This window comes from Metapseudomonas cellulosilytica, from assembly GCF_049334135.1.
Classification (GTDB): Bacteria; Pseudomonadota; Gammaproteobacteria; order Pseudomonadales; family Pseudomonadaceae; genus Metapseudomonas.
In genome coordinates this window covers 137673-153272 of record NZ_JBHZGN010000011.1, presented here as the reverse complement: position 1 = coordinate 153272, position 15600 = coordinate 137673, and the positions used below count along the sequence as shown (strand labels likewise).

Below are 15600 nucleotides of genomic sequence, written 5' to 3'. Positions count from 1 at the left end.
TCGAACGCCATGCACTGTCCCTTTTGCGGCGCCCACGACACCAAGGTCATTGATTCGCGGCTGGTCGCCGAGGGCGACCAGGTGCGCCGCCGTCGCGAGTGCCTGGCCTGCGAAGAGCGTTTCACCACCTTCGAGACCGCTGAACTGGTGATGCCCCGGCTGATCAAGCAGGATGGCAGCCGCCAGCCCTTCGACGAGGACAAGCTGCGCGCCGGCATGCAACGTGCGCTGGAGAAGCGCCCGGTGAGCATCGAGCGGCTGGAAGCGGCCATCGCCCATATCAAGCACAAGCTGCGCGCCACAGGCGAGCGCGAAGTGAAATCGCGGGTGCTGGGCGAGCTGGTGATGGCCGAGCTGCAGAAGCTCGACGAAGTCGCCTACATCCGCTTCGCTTCGGTCTACCGCCGCTTCCAGGACCTCAACGAATTCCGCGAGGAAATCGAACGCCTGGCCCGCGAGCCGTCGAAAGACTGATGGCCGGCAACGATCAGGCCCATATGGCCCGCGCCCTGGAGCTGGCGCGCAAAGGCATCTACTCCACCCATCCCAATCCGCGCGTCGGCTGCGTCATCGTCCGCGATGGCCAGGTCGTCGGCGAAGGCTGGCACGTCCGCGCCGGCGAGCCCCATGCCGAGGTCCATGCGTTGCGCCAGGCCGGCGAGCTGGCCCGTGGCGCCACCGCCTACGTCACCCTCGAGCCCTGCAGCCACCACGGCCGCACGCCGCCCTGCGCCGATGCGCTGGTGGCCGCAGGCGTGGGGCGCGTGGTGGCGGCCATGCAGGACCCCAACCCCCAGGTTGCCGGCCGGGGCCTGAAGCGCCTGGCGGATGCCGGTATCGCCGTGCAGAGCGGTGTGCTGGAGGCCGAGGCGCGGGCGCTCAATGAAGGCTTCATCAAGCGCATGGAGCAGGGCCTGCCGTTCGTGCGGGTCAAGCTGGCCATGAGCCTGGACGGTCGCACCGCCATGGCCAGCGGCGAGAGCCAGTGGATCACTGGCCCGGCAGCCCGCTCGGCGGTGCAGCGCCTGCGCGCGCGCGCCAGCGTGGTGCTGACCGGCGCCGACACCGTGCTCACCGATGCCGCCCGCCTCACCGTACGCGCGGACGAGCTGGGCCTGGACCCTGAACTCACCGCCCTGGCGGTCAGCCGCCCGCCGCTGCGCGTGTTGGTGGACGGCCGTCTGCGGGTGCCGCCGTCCGCGCCTTTCTTCCAGGCCGGCCCGGCGCTGGTGGCGACCGCCACGGCAAGCGCTCCGTACCCGGGCCACGAATCGCTGGCGCTGCCCGGCGCCGATGGCCATGTCGACCTGCGCCTGCTGTTGCAGGAGCTGGCCGCCCGGGGTGCCAACGAAGTGCTGGTGGAGGCCGGACCGCGTCTGGCCGGGGCCTTTGCCCGCGCCGGGCTGGTGGACGAATACCGCATCTTCATCGCCGCCAAGTTCCTCGGCTCCAGCGCCCGCCCGCTGCTGGACTGGCCGCTGGCGCGGATGGCCGAGGCCCCGGAATTGAAGATCGTCGACATGCGCGCCGTGGGCGACGACTGGCTGGTTACCGCCATTCCCCGTCCGACTGCCTGAAACCTCGCGCGCCGACCTGACGCGAACAGCCGATGCAAGTTCGCCATGACTGTGATAAAACGCCTGCCAGCCAGTTTCATTGACTGGCTGAAACGTTCTCAGGGCGGGGTGCAAGTCCCCACCGGCGGTGATTGCGTAGAACACGCATAGCCCGCGAGCGCCCGCCAGCGATGGCGGGGTCAGCAGACCCGGTGCGATCCCGGGGCCGACGGTAACAGTCCGGATGAAGAGAGAACGGGATTGCCTGCCTGGGCCGGGGTGCGTCCGCGCCTGCGCCCGCCAGATCCCTTTCGATCCGATACGCCCTGTTTTTCACGAAACAGGAGTTCCATCGATGTCACATGCAACAGTCCACTTCCTTCCGGCGCCGGCGGCTCGTCCGCGCGCGGGTGAAGGGAGGGCGCCTATAATGCGTCTTTCGCCGGTTCCGGCCGGTTCGCTGCAAGCTCTGGAGGTCCCATGTTCACCGGCATAATCGAAGCCATCGGCACCATCCGCGCGATCACGCCCAAGGGCGGCGACGTCCGCGTGCTGGTGGAAACCGGCAAGCTGGACCTCGCCGACGTCAAGCTGGGCGACAGCATTGCGGTCAACGGTGTCTGCCTCACCGCCGTGGAACTGCCGGGCAACGGCTTCTGGGCCGACGTCAGCCGCGAAACCCTGGCCCGCACCGCCTTCGATGACCTGAAGCCCGGCAGCCCGGTCAACCTGGAAAAGGCCCTGACCCCCACCAGCCGCCTGGGCGGCCACCTGGTCAGCGGCCATGTCGACGGCATCGGCGAGGTGGTAATGCGCGAGGACAACGCCCGCGCCGTGCAATTTCGCATCCGCGCGCCCCGCGACCTGGCGAAGTACATCGCCCTCAAGGGCTCGATCACGGTCGATGGCACCAGCCTGACGGTGAACGCGGTGAATGGCGCCGAATTCGAGCTGACCATCGTCCCGCACACCCTGGCCGAGACCATCATGGTCGACTACCGCCCCGGACGCCGGGTCAACCTGGAGGTCGACCTGCTGGCCCGTTACCTGGAGCGCCTGCTGCTCGGTGACAAGGCCGCCGAGCCCCAGTCCTCCGGCCTGACCGAAAGCTTCCTCGCCGAACACGGCTACCTCAAACACTGAATTCATAAGGAGGGCCCATGGCTCTCAACAGCATCGACGAACTGATCGAAGACATCCGCCAGGGCAAGATGGTCATCCTCATGGATGACGAGGACCGCGAGAACGAAGGCGACCTGATCATGGCCTCCGAGTGCGTGCAGGCCGAGCACATCAACTTCATGGCCAGGTTCGCCCGTGGCCTGATCTGCATGCCCATGACCCGCGAGCGCTGCGAGCTGCTCAAGCTGCCGCTGATGGCGCCGCGCAACGGTTCCGGCTTCGGCACCAAGTTCACCGTCTCCATCGAGGCGGCCGAAGGCGTGACCACCGGCATCTCCGCCGCCGACCGCGCGCGTACCGTGCAGGTGGCCGCCGCCAAGGGCGCCAAGGCCGAGGACATCGTCAGCCCCGGCCACATCTTCCCGCTGATGGCCCAGCCGGGCGGCGTGCTGGCCCGTGCCGGCCACACCGAGGCGGCCTGCGACCTGGCGCGCATGGCCGGCTTCGAGCCTTCCGGCGTGATCTGCGAAATCATGAACGACGACGGCACCATGTCCCGTCGCCCGGAGCTGGAGGCCTTCGCCGCCGAGCACGGGATCAAGATCGGCACCATCGCCGACCTCATCCACTACCGCCTGATCCACGAGCGCACCGTTGAGCGCATCGCCGAGCAGCCGCTGGACAGCGAACTGGGTCATTTCAACCTGGTGACCTACCGCGACGCCGTGGAAGGTGACGTGCACATGGCCCTGACCCTGGGCAAGATCTGCCCGGAAGAAGCGACCCTGGTGCGGGTGCACAACATGGACCCGCTGCGCGACCTGTTCATGGTCAACCAGGCCGGTCGCTGGAGCCTGCGCGCCGCCATGAAGGAAGTGGCCGCCGCCGGCAGCGGCGTGGTGCTGCTGCTGGGCAACCCGCTCACCGGCCCGCAGCTGCTGGCCCACCTGGAGCGCCAGCTCGGCCATGACACCAAGGTGACCAACCCGACCACCTACAGCACCGTCGGTGCCGGATCGCAGATTCTCCGCGACCTCGGGGTGCGCAAGATGCGCCTGATGAGCTCGCCGATGAAGTTCAACGCGATATCCGGTTTCGACCTGGAAGTTGTAGAATACCTGCCCGCTGAATGACCCGCAGGGCTCCGACCGTCAAGGCCGGGGCCCTCGCTCTTTAATTGACGAGAACTCGCCCATGTCCCTGAAGACCATCGAAGGTACCTTCATCGCCCCCAAAGGCAGCTATGCCCTGGTGGTCGGCCGTTTCAACAGCTTCGTCGTGGAAAGCCTGGTGAGCGGCGCCGTAGACGCCCTGGTCCGCCACGGTGTCAGCGAAAGCGACATCACCATCATCCGCGCTCCGGGCGCCTTTGAAATCCCGCTGGTGGCCCAGAAGGTCGCCCAGCAAGGCGAGTACTCCGCCATCATCGCCCTCGGCGCGGTCATTCGTGGCGGCACCCCGCACTTCGAATACGTTGCCGGCGAGTGCACCAAGGGCCTGGCCCAGGTCTCCATGGAATTCGGCGTACCGGTCGCCTTCGGCGTGCTGACCGTCGACTCCATCGAGCAGGCCATCGAGCGCTCCGGCACCAAGGCCGGCAACAAAGGCGCCGAAGCTGCCCTGTCCGCCCTGGAGATGGTCAGCCTGCTGGCTGCCCTGGAGGCCAAGTGAGCAACACAGAAGGTTCGGCGCCCAAGGCGCCGAAAGGCAAGATCGCAGCCCGTCGCCAGGCCCGCAGCCTGGCGATGCAGGCGCTCTACTCCTGGCACATCGCCGGTCAGCCGCTCAACGAAATCGAGGCGCAGTTCCGCGTCGACAACGATTTCAGCAGCGTCGACGGCGCCTACTTCCACGAGATCCTCCACGGCGTGCCGCGCCTGAAGACCGAGATCGACGAGGCCTTCCTGCCCTGCCTGGATCGCGCCCTCGAGGAAGTGGACCCGGTCGAGCTGGCGATCCTGCGCCTGTCCACCTACGAGCTGATGCAGCGGGTGGACGTGCCGTATCGCGTGGTGATCAACGAAGGCATCGAGCTGGCCAAGGTGTTCGGCGCCACCGACGGGCACAAGTTCGTCAACGGCGTACTGGACAAGCTGGCGCCGCGCCTGCGTGCCGCCGAAGTGCGCGGCGGCAAGCGCTGAGCGCAGCCCGCGTCCCTCAGTGAATGGGTGAGTTCGAGCTGATCCGCCGTTTCTTCGCCTCGGCCGCCTGCGCGGCCGGAGGCGAAGGCATTGCCCTTGGCATCGGCGATGACTGTGCCCTGCTGCAACTGCCGCCCGGCGAGCAGTTGGCGATCTCCACCGATACCCTGGTGGCCGGTGTGCATTTCCCGCAGGATGCCGACGCCTTTCTTCTCGGCCAGCGTGCCCTGGCGGTCTCCGCCAGCGACCTGGCCGCCATGGGCGCCGCGCCCGTCGCCTTCACGCTCGCCCTGACCCTGCCCGATGCCCGTGCCGACTGGCTGGAAGGCTTCGCCCGTGGTCTCTGCAACATGGCGCGGGGCTGTGGAATAGGCCTGGTGGGCGGCGATACCACCCGTGGTCCGCTGAGCCTGACCCTCACCGTCTTCGGCCGCCTGCCCGCGGGCCAGGCCCTGACCCGCGCCGGGGCGCGCCCTGGCGACCTGCTCTGCGTCGGCGGCAGCCTGGGCGATGGCGCCGGGGCGCTGCCGCTGGTGCTCGGCGAACGGCAGGACAGCAGCCCGGAGGCGCAATACCTGCTGCAGCGCTATTGGGCGCCAGAGCCGCAACTGGCGCTGGGCCAGGCCCTGCGCGGCCGCGCCACGGCGGCGCTGGATATTTCCGACGGTCTGCTGGCCGACTGCGGTCATATCGCCGCGGCCTCCGGTGCGGCGTTGCTGGTGGAAGCGGCGCGCTTGCCACTGTCGCCGGCCCTTTCGGGTCTCTATCCCAGGGAATTCGCGCTCAATTGTGCGCTGGCCGGTGGCGACGACTACCGCCTGGCCTTTACCCTGCCCGCCAGCGAGCTGGCCGCCGTCCAGGCCGCCTGGCCCGAGGTGGTGGTGATCGGCCGGGTCGAGGCGGGGCAGGGCGTGCACCTGCAGGACGCGGCCGGCGTCGAACAGCAGATGCCGACACAGGGTTATCAACATTTCGGGAGTCAAGGTGACTGATCACGAATCGGCCACGCCGCAGCCAATCCCCCATTCGGTGTGGAGCAACCCCTGGCATTTCATTGCCTTCGGCTTCGGCTCGGGCACGCTGCCCAAGGCGCCGGGCACCTGGGGTTCCCTGGTGGCGCTGCCCTTCATTCCGCTCTGGCAGATGCTGCCGGACTGGGGCTACTGGCTGATGCTGGGCCTGACCATGCTGTTCGGCTTCTGGCTGTGCGGCAAGGTCGCCGACGACCTGCGGGTCCACGATCACGAAGGCATCGTCTGGGACGAGATGGTCGGCATGTGGATCACCCTCTGGCTGGTGCCTGAGGGCTGGCAGTGGCTGCTGCTGGGCTTCCTCGTCTTCCGGGTGATGGACATCGCGAAGCCCTGGCCGATCCGCTGGATCGACCGTCATGTCCACGGCGGCGTGGGCATCATGCTGGATGACGTGCTGGCCGGGGTCTTCGCCTGGCTGGCGATGCAGCTCATCGTCTGGGGGCTGGCCTAGGCTATCGCCGGCGGCGGCCGCGCCGAAGCGGCCCCAAGCTTTCGACAAGGACCTGGAGAATCCCATGCTGCGCCCTGAACTGCGTACCGTCGCCTTCCTGCTGGCTCTCTGCCCGGCATTCGCGAGCGCGACCCAGGTGCAGGTGGTCGGCCTCTTCCCCGGTGCCGCGGTGCTCTATGTCGACGGCCAACGCAAGCTGGTGAAGGTGGGCCAGACCGGCCCTGGCGGTGTCCAGGTGATCAGCGCCGACAGCCGGGGCGCCACGCTGCGCGTGGATGGCGTGGAGCGCCGCTACGAGCTCTCGCGCGAATACAATCAGGCGGCCAGCCCGGGCGCGCCGCAGAAGGAGCGGTTGAGCATCGCCCGTGGCAACAACGGGCACTTCCAGGTAGCCGGTTCCATCGAGGGCCACCCGGTGCAGTTCCTGGTGGACACGGGTGCCACCAGCGTCGCGATGAACGAGCATCAGGCGCGCCGGCTGGGCATCGATTACCGGGTCAAGGGCTTGCCGATGAAGGCCAGCACCGCTGCCGGGACGGTCAATGCCTGGCGGGTGACCTTCGACCGGGTCAAGGTCGGTGGCATTGAGGTGCTCGGCGTGGAGGGAGCGGTGATCGAGGGCGAGGCGCCGGTGGAGGTGCTGCTGGGCATGAGCTTCCTCAACCGGGTGCGCTGGCGCGAGGAGCAGGGCGTTCTCTTGCTGGAGTCCAAGTTCTGAGCGGGCTCCCTTCGAGGCTTTCGATACTTATCCCCAACTATTCAATCTGACCTGCCGGTTAGCGCTACTGCTACAATGCCGGCCTTGCCAATATCCAGGAGCTCTACGGTGTCTGTCGTTTTCGTCGCCGCCTCCCAGCTGCCCACGCCATTCGGGGTGTTCACCATGCACGGCTTCCTCGATGAGGCCAGCGGCAAGGAGCACGTTGCCCTGACCCTGGGTGATGTCGCCAGCGGCGAACCCGTCCTGGGCCGCCTGCACTCCGAATGCCTCACCGGCGATGCCCTGTTCAGCCTGCGTTGCGACTGCGGCTTCCAGCTGGAAGCGGCCCTGCGCGCCATCGCCGAAGACGGTCGCGGCGTGCTGCTGTACCTGCGCCAGGAAGGACGCGGCATCGGCCTCTTGAACAAGATCCGCGCCTACGAGCTGCAGGACGCCGGCGCCGATACCGTCGAGGCCAACGAGCGCCTGGGCTTCGGTGCCGACCAGCGCGACTACGCCATGTGCCAGCCGATGCTGGAGCACTTGGGCATCCGCGCCGTGAAGCTGATGACCAACAATCCGCGCAAGGTCAATGCGCTGGAAAGCTACGGCCTCAATGTGGCCGAGCGCGTGCCGCTGCAGACCGGCCTGAACAAGCACAACCGCAAGTACCTGGCGACCAAGGCCGGCAAGCTCGGCCACATGCTCGGCAACCTGCACCAGGCGGAAGCCGAGTCGTGACCCGCAAGGAAGTCCGCCGCCGGCTGGCCATCGCCTGGTGGCGCCAGGTGGGTTACACCCTGGCGCCGCTCCTCGTGCTCGGCTACCTGTTCGGTGGCGGCGAGCCGGTGCTACCGGTATTGCAGATGCCGCTGTTCATCGTCGGCCTGACTTCCCTGTTCCTCACCTTGCCGCTGTTCTCCGCCTACAAGCGCGCCCTGGTGGCCACCGAGGCTGCCCTGGGCCGGGCCGAGGAGCCCGGTGCCTGGCAGGAGCTGGCGCGGCGCCGCGCCAGGGCCTTTCTCGCCGCCGGCCTGCCAGCCTGGATCGCCGCCCTGGCGGTGCCGTTCGGGCTGAACACGGTGGCCTTGATCCTCCTCGCCCTGAGCAGCCTGGTGCTGCTCTACCTCTACCGAATTCCCCGCCAGCTCGGCTGATGCGCCGGCTGCTCGCCTTTCTGCTGCTGTGCCTGGCGCTGCCCGCTGTGGCGCAGCTGCGGGTGGTCAGTCTGGCACCGTCCCTCAGTGAAACCATGCTCGACCTCGGCGCCGGCGACCTGCTGGTGGGGGTGCTCGACGGCGGCGAGCGGCCGGCAGCCCTGGCTGGGCTGCCGTCGGTGGGCCGCTACGGCCAGTTGCAGGCGGAAAGCCTGCTCAGCCTCAAGCCTGATCTGGTGCTGCTCTGGCCCGACAGCGTCGGCGCCGCCGGGCGCGAGCAGCTGAAGAAACTCTCGGTGCCCCAATTGGTGGTGGAGCCGCGGGACCTGGCGCAATTGGCGCAGTCCTTCATCGAGATCGGCGAGCGTGTGGGCCGCGCCGAACAGGGCCGGCAATTGGCCGCGCGCTTCGAGGCCGGGCTAGCGGAGCTGCGCCAGCGCCACCGGCGGGCGGTGCCGCTGAAGGTCTTCTACCAGGTGTGGGACGCGCCGCTTTATACCCTGGGTGGAAAGCAGATCGTCAGCGATGCCTTGCGCGTATGCGGTGCTGAAAATGTCTTTGCCGACCTTGCCCTGCCCGCGCCCCAGGTGGGCATCGAGGCCGTGCTGCAGCGCAATCCTGCGGTGATCCTGGTGAGCGAACCGGCCCAGGCGAACGCCTGGAAGGCCTGGCCGCAGCTCGAGGCGGTGAGCAAGGGCCAGGTCTGGCCGGTGCCGGACCGGGGGCTTGAGCGACCGAGCTTCCAGATGCTCGGCGCGACCGAAAAACTCTGCCGGCTGCTGGAAACCGCAAGGTAGCAATGACCTCCGCTTTCTTGAGTTGGCGTTGAGCGAGGCGATACCCATCGATGGGTTTCGTACCTCTACCCATCCTACGGTTTGGCTTCTGGTATGGGCCTGCCTTTGTAGGATGGGTCGGGCGGCGTTCCGCGAGCGGAGCGAAACCCATGCTGTGGGAGCGAAGATCAGCTTCGTAGGTTGGGCTGAGGCACGAAGCCCAACGGCGCGCCGCCGGGCGCTGCGATGACGTTGGGCCTCGCAGGCTCGGCGCCAACCTACGGGGTCATTTTTCCAGCAATGCCAACCGTGCGCGCACCGCCGCTTCGATGCCCTTGGCGTCCAGACCGCACTCGGCGAGCATTTCCGCCGGTTTGGCGTGCTCGACGTAGTAGTCCGGCAGGCCCAGGTGCAGCACCGGCTTGACCAGGTTCTCGCGGGCGAGGAACTCGCTGACGGCCGCACCGGCGCCGCCCATCACGCTGTTTTCCTCGATGGTCACCAGCAGTTCGTGGCTGTCGGCCAGTTCGCGCACCAGTGCTTCGTCCAGGGGTTTGACGAAGCGCATGTCGACCACCGTGGCATCCAGGCCTTCGGCCACTGGCAGGGCCTCGGCCAGCTGCACGCCGAACACCAGCATCGCCACTTTGCTGCCCTTGCGGCGTACCACGCCCTTGCCGATTTCCACCGGCGCCAGGCTCGGGTCGATGGGCGCGTTGGGGCCGCTGCCGCGGGGGTAGCGCACTGCCGCCGGTCCTTCGAACTGGTAGCCGGTGGTCAGCAGCAGGCGCAGCTCGTTCTCGTCGCTGGGGGTCATCACCAGCATGCCGGGGATGCAGCGCAGGTAGGACAGGTCGAAGCTGCCGGCGTGGGTCGGGCCGTCCTCGCCCACCAGGCCGGCGCGGTCGATGGCGAACAGCACATCGAGGTTCTGCACCGCCACGTCATGGATCAACTGGTCATAGCCGCGCTGGAGGAAGGTGGAGTAGATGGCCACCACCGGCTTGGCGCCGTCGCAGGCCATGCCGGCCGCCAGGGTCACGGCGTGCTGCTCGGCGATGGCCACATCGAAGTAGCGATCCGGGAAACGCTCGGCGAAGGCCACCAGATCGGAACCTTCCTTCATCGCCGGGGTGATACCCACCAGGCGCGGGTCCTGCCCGGCCATGTCGCACAGCCATTTGCCGAAGACGTTGGAGTACCTGGGGCCGGATGGCTTCTTCGGGGTGGCCGGGGCGTTGATCGGCTCCAGCTTGGTGATGGCGTGGTAGCCGATGGGGTCCGCCTCGGCCGGGGCGAAGCCCTTGCCTTTCTTGGTCACCACGTGGAGGAACTGCGGGCCCTTGAGGTCGCGCATGTTGCGCAGGGTGGCGACCAGCGTGGGCAGGTCGTGGCCGTCGATGGGGCCGATGTAGTTCCAGCCCAGTTCCTCGAACAGGGTGCCGGGTACCAGCATGCCCTTGGCATACTCCTCGGTGCGGCGGGCGATCTCCCAGGCCCCGGGCAGGCGCGACAGCACTTTCTTGCTGCCTTCGCGCATGCTCGCGTAGGTGCGGCTGGAGAGGATCTTCGCCAGGTAGTTGGACAGGCCACCGACATTGTGCGAGATCGACATGTCGTTGTCGTTGAGGATCACCAGCATGTCGGCCTGGACGTCCGAGGCGTGGTTGAGCGCTTCGAAGGCCATGCCGGCGGTCAGCGCGCCGTCACCGATCACGGCGATGGACTTGCGGCCGGAGCCCTGCATGCGGGCGGCGATGGCCATCCCCAGGGCCGCACTGATGGAGGTGCTGGAGTGGCCGACGCCGAAGGTGTCGTACTCGCTCTCCACGCGGCGCGGGAAGGCGGCGATGCCGTCCTTCTGGCGCAGGCTGCCCATCTGCTCGCGGCGTCCGGTGAGGATCTTGTGCGGGTAGGCCTGGTGGCCGACGTCCCAGACCAGCCGGTCGTCCGGCGTGTCGTAGACGTAGTGCAGGGCGATGGTCAGTTCCACCACGCCGAGGCCGGCGCCGAAGTGCCCGCCGGTCTTGCCGACGGTGTAGAGCAGGTACTGGCGCAGTTCGTCGGCCAGGGTTTCCAGCTCCGCGTCGCCGAGCCGGCGCAGCTCAGCCGGCGTTGTCGCGCGGTCGAGCAGGGGCGTGACGGGGCGTTCGCGGGGAATCTCGTGGAACGTCGTGGGCATCAGGCTAGTCGTTATGGGCAAAAAAAGATGGGGCAGTTTACCTGATGCGCCTTTCACTGCCCAAGATGTGGTGTCGGATGCTTCCTACATACCGGGCTGAGGGCCTACCAGGTATCCACGAAGCCTCGTCTCTTCCCTTCCCGCCTTACCGGCCTCGGCGCGGCGTTCAGCCCCCGCAGCAACCATGACCGCGTGTCCATCGGGTCGATAACCGCGTCGATCTCCAGGAAACTGGCCATATTGATCGCCTTGCCGTTCTGGTAGGCCTTGGCGACCATCTTCTGGAATAGCTTCTCGCGCTCCGTGGGGTCTTCCACGGCTGCCAGCTCCTTGGCGTAACCCAGGCGCACCGCGCCCTCCAGCCCCATGGCGCCGAATTCGCCGCTGGGCCAGGCGACGGTGAACAGCGGCGAATGGAAGCTGCCCGCCGCCATGGCCTGGGCGCCCAGGCCGTAACCCTTGCGCAGCACCACCGTGAAGAAGGGCACCGAGAGCCCGGCGGCGGCGACGAACATCCGCGAAACGTGGCGCACCGTGGCCTGCTTCTCCGACTCCGGCCCAACCATGAAGCCGGGGGTATCGCAGAGGGAAACCATGGGAATGTCGAAGGCATCGCACAGCTGCATGAAGCGCGCGGCCTTGTCGCCGGCCTGGGCGTCGATGGCGCCGCCCAGGTGCATGGGATTGTTGGCGATCAGGCCGAAGGCCTTGCCCTCGATACGGATGAAGGCGGTGATCAGGCCCGGCGCGAACTGCCGCCGCAACTCCAGCACCGAGCCCAGGTCGGCGAGGTTTTCGATCAGCGCGCGGATGTCGTAGACCCGCAGGCGGTTCTCCGGAATGGCGTGGCGCAGCAGGCGCTGGTCGGCGCACTGCCAATCCGCCAGGTCGCCCTGGAAGTAGGACAGGTACTGGCGCGCCACTCGCACCGCCTCGGCTTCGTCCTCCACCAGCACATCGATCACCCCATTGGGCGCCTGGACGCTGGTGGGGCCCACTTCCTCCGGGGCGAAGCGGCCCAGGCCGCCACCTTCGATCATCGCCGGGCCGGCCATGCCGATGCTGGCGTTGCCGGTGGCGATGATCACATCGCAGCAGCCGAGCAAAGCCGCATTGCCGGCGAAGCAGCGGCCGGACACCACCCCCACCAGCGGAACCAGGCCGGACAGCCGGGCCATGCCGACGAAGGTGTGGCAGTCCAGCCCGGCCACGCCGACGAAATCCGAATCCCCCGGCCGGCCGCCACCGCCCTCGGCGAACAGCACCAGGGGCAGGCGCCACTGTTCGGCGAGGCCCAGCATGCGGTCGGTCTTCTTGTGGTTCATCATCCCCTGGGTTCCGGCGAACACGGTGTAGTCATAGGCGATGGTCATGCAGCGGGCGGCTTCGCTGCCGAATCCTGCGGCGTTCACCGTGCCGATGCCGGCCACCAGGCCGTCGGCCGGGCTCTGTTCGATCAGCTCCTCCAGGGAGCGGCGACGGCGCTGGGCGGCCAGGGCCAGGGCGCCGTATTCGATGAAGCTGCCCTCATCCAGCAGGTCGTCGAGATTCTCGCGGGTGGTGCGCTGGCCGCTCCTGCGCCGCTTGGCGACCGCCTGCGGGCGCCGCTCATCCGTGGTGATGGCATGGCGCTCCAGCACTTCGGCGAGATCAAGGCGGATATGCGCGAGATCGAGGCTTTCCTCGCTCTGCTCGGCTCCGCCAACCACCTCGGCGGGCTCCAGGAACAGCAGCGGCGCGCCTTCGAACAGGCTGCCGCCGGGGGCCACCGCCAGGGCGCGGACGATGCCGCCCTGGCTGGCCTTGACCACGAACTCCATCTTCATCGCCTCCAGTACCGCCACCGGCTGGCCGGCGGCGACGGCATCGCCCACCTGCACATCGAGGCTCACCAGCACGCCCTGGCTGGGGGCGTTCAGCGGCACGCAGCCGGCCGGTGCGTCCACCTGACCGGTTCGGGCATTGGCGACGGTGTTCGCGCCGCTGACGAACAGATGCGGATGGGCCGCCTGCTGCGCCGCCAGCAGTTCGCCGATCTCTCGTTCGATGAAGCGGGTGTCCACGCCAGAGGCGAGTTCCGGCCGGCGCAGCAGGTTCTGCAGGAAATGGATATTGCTCGCCACCCCTTCCAGGCGGAATTCGCAGAGGGCGCGGTAGGCGCGGCGCAGGGCGGCGGGCAGGTCGTCACCCTGGACGATCAGCTTGGCCAGCAGCGAGTCGTAGCTGGGGCTGGTGGCATAACCGGCATAGCCATAGCTGTCGACGCGGATGCCCGGTCCGCTGGGGGGGTCGTAGGCGCTGATCAGGCCGCCGGAAGGACGGGCGTCGCCGTCGGCCTGCATGCTTTCCAGGTTGATCCGCAGCTGCACGGCGAAACCGCGCGGGGCGACGGGCTCCAGCAGGCCCAGTTCGGCCAGGCGGGCGCCTTCGGCCAGGCGCAGCTGCGCCTGTACCAGGTCGATGCCGGTCACGGCTTCGGTGATGCAGTGCTCCACCTGGATGCGTGGGTTGGCTTCCATGAACACGAAGTCGCCGCGCACGGCATCCACCAGGAACTCGAAGGTGCCGATGCCGCGGTAGCGGACTGCGGCCGCCAGGGTCAGCGCGGCGTCGAGGATGCGCCGGCGCAGGTCGGCGTCCAGCTCGGGCGCCGGGGCGATCTCGATCACCTTCTGGTGGCGGCGCTGCAGGCTGCAGTCCCGCTCCCAGAGGTGGGTGACCCGCTCCCCGTCGCCCAGCACCTGGACCTCGATATGCCGGGCGTTGTCGATCAATCGCTCGACATAGAGCTCGCCATTGCCGAACGCCGTGCGGGCCTCGGACTGGCAGCGTTCGAAGGCCGGCTCCAGTTCAGCCGCCTCGCGCACCGCGCGCATGCCGCGTCCGCCGCCGCCGGCCAGGGCCTTGAGCATGATCGGGCCGCTCTCCAGCAAGGTGCGCGCCTCCTCCAGGCTGGTGGCGCGGTTGCTGCCGGCGGCCAGGGGCAACCCGCAGCGAGCCGCCAGCTCGCGGGCGCGGGCCTTGTCGCCGAACAGCTCCAGGGCCTCGGCGCAAGGACCGACGAAATGGAGGCCGGCCGCCTCGCATTGCCGCGCGAAATCGGCGTTCTCGCTGAGGAAGCCATAGCCGGGGTGGACCGCGTCGCAGCCATGCTGGCGGGCGACTTCCACCAATTGCGCGGCATCCAGGTAGGCCGCCGCGCCACGGCCTTTCAATGGCACCGCAAGATCGGCCTTGCGCAGGTGCAGGGACTGGCCATCGTCCTCGGCATAGACCGCGACGCTCACGATGCCCAGTTCGGCGGCGGCACGGGCGATACGAATGGCGATCTCACCACGGTTGGCGATCAGCAGGGTCTTGATGGCTCTGTTCACGACGAGGGTCCTTGGCGTGGGGTCCAGAGATCTTAGGCAGTGCCGGCCAACCGCCGCAGCCAACTGTGCCGCGACGAATACCCGGCTCTCATGGCGGTTGATGATCCGGTGACATGCTTTGTCCGAATCGGCCCTTGTCGCCCCCGGTGCACTGCAGTATCTGTGGCGGCATTGCCGACACGCACAAGGACCTCCATGAACGAACTGCTGCACAGCCTGGACTGGGTGCTGCCCCTGCGCAGCGACGGGCTGACTCCGCTGATGCGCTTCTTCACCCTGCTGGGCTACGAGAAGTTCATCCTGTTCTTCCTGCCGCTCGGCTACTGGGCCTGGGACCGTGGCGTCTTCCTGCGCCTGCTGGTGCTGGTGGCCCTCACCGCGCTGCTCAACGCCTGGCTCAAGGACTACTGGCAGGACCCACGGCCGGACATCGCCCTGCGCATGGACCATGAAGTGGGCGACAGCTTCGGCCTGCCCAGCGGCCATGCACAGATCGCCGTGGTCATCTGGTTCTGGCTGGCGTGGGAGCTGCGTCGCGCCTGGGCCTGGCTGGTCAGCGGCGTGGTGGTGACGGGGATCATCTTCAGCCGCCTTTACCTTGGCGCCCACGACGTGGAAGACGTATTGGGTGGGTCACTGCTGGGTATCGCCACGCTGCTGCTGTTCGCCCAGGTGCGTCACTGGCACTGGTGGCGCGAGGCGCACGGCCTCTGGCACCTGGCGCTGATCCTGCTGGCGTTCAGCGCCGCCTGGTTGAGCTGGCCGGGTGTGGCGCCGAGTTACGTGCCGTTGCTGGCGGGGCTGATGTTCGGTGTGCTCTATGGCTATCGCCAGCTGGCCTTTTCCACGGAGGTCGCCACCTGGCGCCGCTTGCTGGCAGCAGCCATCGGTGCGGCGGCCTTTATCCTGCTGCAGAAGCTGCTCAAGCTGGCTGGCGCCGCGCTGCCCCTGGACCCGCAGCTTTGGCAGGGCCTGCGCGGTCTGGTGATGGGGCTTTTCGTGGCGGTGGCGATGCCCTGGCTGCTGATGCGGCTGGGGCTGCTGTCAGCCGTGCGCAAGCCTGCCACCGCGCCGCTGGCCGAAACGGCCACCTGAGGGGCGGCTGTG

At 68.1% G+C, this 15600-nt stretch carries 15 protein-coding genes and 1 riboswitch; of the genes, 13 read left to right on the top strand and 2 right to left on the bottom strand.

From position 1 onward, the window contains the following. Positions 1 to 9: 9 nt before the first annotated feature. From nrdR to ACFW0H_RS15895, 12 genes are all read left to right on the top strand, one after another. Complete coding sequence (gene nrdR, locus ACFW0H_RS15950) at positions 10 to 474, top strand: transcriptional regulator NrdR (protein WP_280291946.1); 465 nt, start codon at positions 10 to 12, stop codon at positions 472 to 474. After that, on the top strand, positions 474 to 1577 hold the full coding sequence (gene ribD, locus ACFW0H_RS15945; RefSeq protein WP_422914864.1) for a bifunctional diaminohydroxyphosphoribosylaminopyrimidine deaminase/5-amino-6-(5-phosphoribosylamino)uracil reductase RibD: 1104 nt from the start codon (positions 474 to 476) through the stop codon (positions 1575 to 1577). Before nrdR ends, ribD begins: the two co-directional genes overlap by 1 nt. A gap of 90 nt (positions 1578 to 1667) precedes the next feature. Further along, positions 1668 to 1817: riboswitch (FMN riboswitch) on the top strand. Between the two features lie 219 nt (positions 1818 to 2036). After that, positions 2037 to 2699 carry a riboflavin synthase gene (locus tag ACFW0H_RS15940; protein WP_422914863.1) on the top strand — a complete coding sequence of 221 codons (663 nt, stop codon included), beginning with the start codon at positions 2037 to 2039 and terminating at the stop codon, positions 2697 to 2699. Between the two features lie 17 nt (positions 2700 to 2716). Then, the gene (ribBA, locus tag ACFW0H_RS15935; protein WP_422914862.1) at positions 2717 to 3811 is read left to right on the top strand and encodes a bifunctional 3,4-dihydroxy-2-butanone-4-phosphate synthase/GTP cyclohydrolase II; all 1095 of its coding nucleotides are present in this window, start codon (positions 2717 to 2719) and stop codon (positions 3809 to 3811) included. A gap of 61 nt (positions 3812 to 3872) precedes the next feature. Next, on the top strand, positions 3873 to 4349 hold the full coding sequence (gene ribH / locus ACFW0H_RS15930; protein ID WP_422914861.1) for a 6,7-dimethyl-8-ribityllumazine synthase: 477 nt from the start codon (positions 3873 to 3875) through the stop codon (positions 4347 to 4349). Continuing rightward, positions 4346 to 4819 carry a transcription antitermination factor NusB gene (gene nusB / locus ACFW0H_RS15925; protein WP_422914860.1) on the top strand — a complete coding sequence of 158 codons (474 nt, stop codon included), beginning with the start codon at positions 4346 to 4348 and terminating at the stop codon, positions 4817 to 4819. The genes ribH and nusB overlap by 4 nt, the downstream gene beginning before the upstream one ends. Before the next feature lie 23 nt (positions 4820 to 4842). Next, the gene (thiL, locus tag ACFW0H_RS15920) at positions 4843 to 5811 is read left to right on the top strand and encodes a thiamine-phosphate kinase (protein WP_422914859.1); all 969 of its coding nucleotides are present in this window, start codon (positions 4843 to 4845) and stop codon (positions 5809 to 5811) included. Continuing rightward, positions 5804 to 6304: a phosphatidylglycerophosphatase A family protein gene (locus ACFW0H_RS15915; RefSeq protein WP_422914858.1), complete on the top strand. Its 501-nt coding sequence runs from the start codon at positions 5804 to 5806 to the stop codon at positions 6302 to 6304. Before thiL ends, ACFW0H_RS15915 begins: the two co-directional genes overlap by 8 nt. 64 nt (positions 6305 to 6368) lie before the next feature. After that, the gene (locus tag ACFW0H_RS15910) at positions 6369 to 7022 is read left to right on the top strand and encodes a retropepsin-like aspartic protease family protein (RefSeq protein ID WP_422914857.1); all 654 of its coding nucleotides are present in this window, start codon (positions 6369 to 6371) and stop codon (positions 7020 to 7022) included. A 108-nt stretch (positions 7023 to 7130) separates the two neighbouring features. Then, the gene (gene ribA / locus ACFW0H_RS15905) at positions 7131 to 7745 is read left to right on the top strand and encodes a GTP cyclohydrolase II (RefSeq protein WP_422914856.1); all 615 of its coding nucleotides are present in this window, start codon (positions 7131 to 7133) and stop codon (positions 7743 to 7745) included. Beyond that, positions 7742 to 8161: an MFS transporter gene (locus ACFW0H_RS15900; protein ID WP_422914855.1), complete on the top strand. Its 420-nt coding sequence runs from the start codon at positions 7742 to 7744 to the stop codon at positions 8159 to 8161. Before ribA ends, ACFW0H_RS15900 begins: the two co-directional genes overlap by 4 nt. Then, on the top strand, positions 8161 to 8958 hold the full coding sequence (locus ACFW0H_RS15895; RefSeq protein WP_422914854.1) for a cobalamin-binding protein: 798 nt from the start codon (positions 8161 to 8163) through the stop codon (positions 8956 to 8958). Before ACFW0H_RS15900 ends, ACFW0H_RS15895 begins: the two co-directional genes overlap by 1 nt. Positions 8959 to 9223: 265 nt before the next feature. Here ACFW0H_RS15895 and dxs read toward each other — a convergent pair whose 3' ends face one another. Then, positions 9224 to 11119, bottom strand: coding sequence for a 1-deoxy-D-xylulose-5-phosphate synthase (dxs, locus tag ACFW0H_RS15890; RefSeq protein WP_422914853.1), 1896 nt, complete (start codon positions 11117 to 11119; stop codon positions 9224 to 9226). Between the two features lie 104 nt (positions 11120 to 11223). Next, on the bottom strand, positions 11224 to 14493 hold the full coding sequence (locus ACFW0H_RS15885) for an acetyl-CoA carboxylase family protein (RefSeq protein ID WP_422914852.1): 3270 nt from the start codon (positions 14491 to 14493) through the stop codon (positions 11224 to 11226). A 195-nt stretch (positions 14494 to 14688) separates the two neighbouring features. Between ACFW0H_RS15885 and ACFW0H_RS15880 the strand changes: the two genes are divergently transcribed. Further along, positions 14689 to 15588, top strand: a complete 900-nt coding sequence (locus ACFW0H_RS15880; RefSeq protein WP_422914851.1) for a phosphatase PAP2 family protein — start codon at positions 14689 to 14691, stop codon at positions 15586 to 15588. Positions 15589 to 15600: the final 12 nt, after the last annotated feature.